Annotated in this window: 1 protein-coding gene; it reads left to right on the plus strand. The window is 72.3% G+C overall.

Annotated features, from left to right (window positions below):
* On the plus strand, positions 1-5,015 hold a 5,015-nt coding region (locus tag ABT130_RS46920; protein WP_350966402.1), incomplete at both ends, for a type I polyketide synthase.

Genomic DNA, 5,015 nt, shown 5'->3' on the forward strand with positions numbered 1-5,015 from the left:
GGGGTCACCGTCATGTCGACGCCGGGCATCTTCCTGGAGTTCGCCAAGCAGGGCGGTCTCTCCCCGGACGGGCGGTGCAAGGCGTTCGCCGACGCGGCCGACGGCACGGGGTGGGCCGAGGGCGTGGGTGTGCTGGTGCTGGAACGGCTTTCCGACGCCCGGCGCAACGGCCATCAGGTGCTGGCGGTGGTGCGCGGGTCGGCGGTGAACTCCGACGGCGCGTCCAACGGGCTGACCGCGCCGAACGGCCTCGCGCAGCAGCGGGTCATCGAACAGGCTTTGGACGATGCCGGCCTACGCGCAGAAGACATCGATGCGGTCGAGGCGCATGGCACCGGAACCCGTCTGGGCGACCCGATCGAAGCCGAGGCCATCCTCGCGACCTATGGCCAGAACCGGAGCACACCACTTCTCCTGGGATCACTGAAATCCGTCATCGGCCATGCCCAGGCGGCGGCCGGCGTCGCCGGCGTGATCAAGATGGTGCTGGCGATGCAACAGCGGACCCTGCCGCGCACACTGCACATCGACGAGCCATCGTCCAGAGTGGATTGGAGAGGTGGTCAGGTCGAGTTGCTGACCAGCAGCCGACCGTGGCCGGACAGTGGTCGTCCGATGCGGGCGGGGGTGTCGTCGTTCGGGATCAGCGGCACCAACGCGCATGTGATCGTCGAGCAGGTGCCGGACCCCGTGTCCGAGCCGGGGCAGCCGTCCGATCCTCCCGCTTCGGAGGCTCCGGCCAAGCCCTCCGGGCCTGGTACGACGCCGGGTGCGGCGCCTGTCGTGGTGCCCTGGGTGGTCTCCGGTAAGAGCGAGGCCGCGCTCGGTGCCCAGATCGATCGGCTGACCTCCTTTGTGGCCGAGACCGGTGCGGATCCGGTCGATGTCGGCTATTCGCTGGTGGCGGCGCGCTCGGAGTTCGCTCATCGGGCGGTGCTGCTGGCCGCCGGCGGCGGTGTGACCGAGGCGGCACGTGGTGTCGCCGGGCCGCCGGGCGCGCTGGCGGTGGTGTTCGCGGGGCAGGGCGCGCAGCGGATCGGGATGGGCCGCGAGCTCGCCGCCCGGTTCCCGGTCTTCGCCCGCGCATTGGACGAGGTTTTCGCGCGGCTGGCGGTCGAGCTGGAGCGGTCACTGCTTGAGGTGATGTTCGGTGCGGATCCGGGGCTGCTGGACCGTACCGAGTTCGCTCAGCCGGCGCTTTTCGCGATCGAGGTGGCTTTGTTCCGGCTGGTGGAGTCGTGGGGTGTGACACCGGAGGTTCTGGTGGGGCACTCGATCGGCGAGATCGCCGCCGCGCATGTGGCCGGTGTGCTGTCGCTGGACGATGCCTGCGCGCTGGTCGCGGCCCGGGGCCGGCTGATGCAGCGCCTGCCCGAGGGCGGGGCGATGGTGTCGGTCCAGGCCGGGGAGGCGGAGGTCGAGCCGGTGCTGGAGGACGGGGTCGTCATCGCCGCGGTGAACGGGCCGTCGTCCGTCGTGATCGCCGGGGACGGGGACGCCGTCCTGCGAACCGCCGCGCGTTTCGGCAAGGCCACCCGGCTGCGGGTGAGTCACGCGTTCCACTCGCCGCTGATGGAGCCGATGCTGGCGGAGTTCCGGCAGATCGCCGAAGGGCTGACCTTCCACGAGCCGAGGACGCCGATCGTCTCCACCGTGACCGGCGAGGTGGTCGACGCCGCGTACCTGTGTTCGGCGGAGTACTGGGTGGACCATGTGGTGCGTCCGGTGCGTTTCGCCGCGGCGGTGCAAACTGCGGGCTCGGCGGGGGCCGGGGTGTTCCTGGAGCTGGGCCCGGACGGCGGGTTGTCGGCGCTCGTTCACCAGAACCTTTCGGTTCGCCAGGACTCGCACAAGCCGGCGGCTGCCTTTCCCGTTCTGCGTAAGGACCGCGGTGAGGAGGCGGCGGCGTTGGCCGCGGCCGCCCGGTTGTATGTGCGTGGTGTGCCGGTGCGGTGGCGGGAGCTGTTCCCGGTCGCTCGCCGGGTGGATCTGCCGACCTACGCGTTCCAACGGGTGCGCTACTGGCCCGAACTCTCGGTGGCCGCGGGCGATGTCACCTCCGCCGGGCTGGACCGGCCGCGGCACCCACTGCTCGGCGCGGTCACGGAGCTGCCCGACACCGGCGGGTTCCTGTTCACCGGTCTGGTCTCGACCGCGGCGCATCCGTGGCTGTCGGACCATGTGGTGGCCGGGCAGGTGCTGTTTCCCGGCACGGCCTTCGTCGAGCTGGCCCTGCGGGCCGGCGAGGAGGTCGGCTGCGGCCTGGTGGAGGAACTCACGCTCACCTCCCCGCTGGTGATACCCGAGCGGGGAGGTGTTCAGGTGCGGGTGGCGCTCGGCGCCGTCGACGACAGCGGCAGGCGGACGGTGGGGGTGTATTCCCGCCCGGAGGGTGAAGCGGACACGCCGTGGGCTCAGCACGCCACCGGTGTGCTCGCCTCCGCCGCGCCGACGAGCGTCCCTGACGCGGGGATGGAGGAGTGGCCGCGCGCGGACGCCGTCACGGTGGACCTCGACGGCTTCTACGACCGGCGGGCGGCGGTGGGTTTCTCCTACGGTCCGGCGTTTCGGGGGGTGCGCGCCGTCCGGCGTACCGAGCGGGAGGTGTTCGCCGAGGTCGCCCTGCCCGAAGACGTCGCCGCCGACGCGGGCTCCTACGGGTTGCATCCGGCCCTGCTCGACGCTGTGCTGCAGGTGGCATCGCTGGCCGGGCTCGACGAGGCGGAGGGCGGACTGCTGCCCTTCGCCTGGAGCGGGGTGTCGCTGCACGCGTCCGGCGCCTCGGCGCTGCGGGTCCGGATGAGCATGGCGGGCCCGGACGCGGTCACGCTGGTCGTGGCCGATGCCGGGGGCGTGGTGGCCTCGGTGCGCTCCCTGGCGTTCCGCGCTTCGCGGCCTGCGGCACGCACCGGCGGCGGGCCGCTGCTGCGGCTGGACTGGCCGCTCGCGGCGGCACCCGGGAACGGAGACGATCCGGCCAGGCGGTGGTCGGTGCTCGGCTCCGACGGGTGGGGTCTGGTCGCCGCCCTGCGCGAAGCCGGGCAGGTGGCGGACATCGCACATGAGATGGAGCCTGCCGCGGACGTGACCTTGGTACCGGTCCCGGTTCCCGCCGGGGACGACGTTCCGGCCGCGGTGCGGTCGGTGACCTCGGCGGTCCTGGCCCGGCTGCGGGAGGCCGGGCGCGACGAGCACGCCAACCGCCTGGTGGTCTTCGTGACTTCAGGCGCGGTGGCGGTGGCCACCGAAACCGTGGCCGACCCCGTCGCGGCGGCGGTATGGGGTCTGGTGCGTTCGGCGCAGCTGGAGTACCCGGGGCGGTTCGTCCTGCTGGACCTTGATCGCGATCGGGTGGATGCCGGTCGGGTGGACGGACGGATGCTGGTCGCGGCGCTGAATTCCGGCGAGCCGCAGTTGGCGGTGCGTGACGGGCTGCTGCGGGCGCCGCGCCTGGTCAGGGTCGACGACGACCACTCTCAGAGCGGGCCGGCTGCCGCCACCGTCTCGCCGGCACCGGGCACCGCCGGGGGTGTCGACGGTGCCGCATCGATGTGGAGTGCCGGCGGCACGGTGCTGGTCACCGGTGGTCTGGGTGGGCTGGGCGCGCTGGTCGCGCGTCATCTGGTGGCCGAGCATGGTGTGTGTCACCTGGCTCTGGTGGGGCGTCGTGGCCTGGATACCGAGGGCGCGGCGGAGCTGGTGTCGGAGCTGAGGACCCTGGGTGCCGAGGTCATGGTCGTGGCTTGCGATGTGTCCGATCGTGAGTCCTTGGCCGAAGTGATCGCTGCGATCCCGCCAGAGCACCCGCTCACCGGGGTGGTACACGCCGCGGGTGTGCTCGATGACGGCCCGATCGACGCTTTGACGCCCGAGCGGATCGACGCCGTGCTGCGGCCGAAGGCGGACGGCGCCTGGCACCTGCACGAGCTCACCCGCGACCTCGGCCTGACCGCGTTCGTGGTGTTCTCCTCGGTGACCGCGGCGCTCGGCAACGGCGGCCAGGCGAGCTACACCGCGGCGAACGCCTTCCTGGACGCTTTGGTGCGGCAGCGCGCCGCTCAGGGGCTGGCGGGCCTGTCGATCGGGTGGGGGCCCTGGCAGCAGGACACCGGGATGACCAGTGCCCTCACCGAGACCGACATGCGGCGCATGGCTCGGGCCGGGCTGCTGCCCCTGGCCGCCGAGCAGGGACTCGCCTTCTTCGACGCCGCGATGGTGAGCGGTGAACCGGTGGTGGTGGCGGCGCGGCTGGATCGGGCCGCGCTGCGGGCGCGAAGCAGTGTCCCGGCGGTCTTCCGCGCGTTGGTGCCCGCTCCCATGCGGCAGGCGGCTGTCACGCCTGCCGCCTTCGCCGCCCTGGGCGGGCTGTCGGGACGGGCGCTCGGCGAGGCGGTGTCCCAGATGGTGCTCGGGCAGGTGGCCGCCGTACTGGGGCACGCCTCGGCGAGCGCGATCTCGCCGGACCTGACCTTCCAGGACCTCGGTCTTGACTCCCTCACCTCGGTGGAGCTGCGTAACCGGCTGATCGAGGCGACCGGGATGCGCCTGGCGGCCACACTGGTGTTCGATCAGCCCACCCCCGCGGCGGTGGCCCGTTTCATCCGCGAGCGACTTGAGGGCACGGACGCCGCGGCGCCTGTGCAGGTCGCGGCCCCGGTCGCCGGGGATCCGATCGTCATCGTCGGCATGGCCTGCCGGTATCCGGGCGGCGTCACCTCACCGGAGCAGTTGTGGGAGCTGGTCGCTGAGGGTAAGGACGCCATCTCCGGTTTCCCGGCCGACCGTGGCTGGGAGGTCGCGGACACCTCTTTCGCCCGTGCGGGCGGCTTCCTGTACGACGCGGCGGAATTCGATGCTGAGTTCTTCGGGATCTCGCCGCGCGAGGCGCTGGCGACCGACGTCCAGCAGCGGCTGCTGCTGGAGACCTCCTGGGAGGCCGTCGAACGGGCGGGCATCGACCCGCTCACCCTCAAGGGCAGCCCGACCGGCGTCTTCGCCGGGATGATGTACCACGA

This window comes from Streptosporangium sp. NPDC001681 (assembly GCF_040298085.1).
GTDB lineage: Bacteria > Actinomycetota > Actinomycetes > Streptosporangiales > Streptosporangiaceae > Streptosporangium.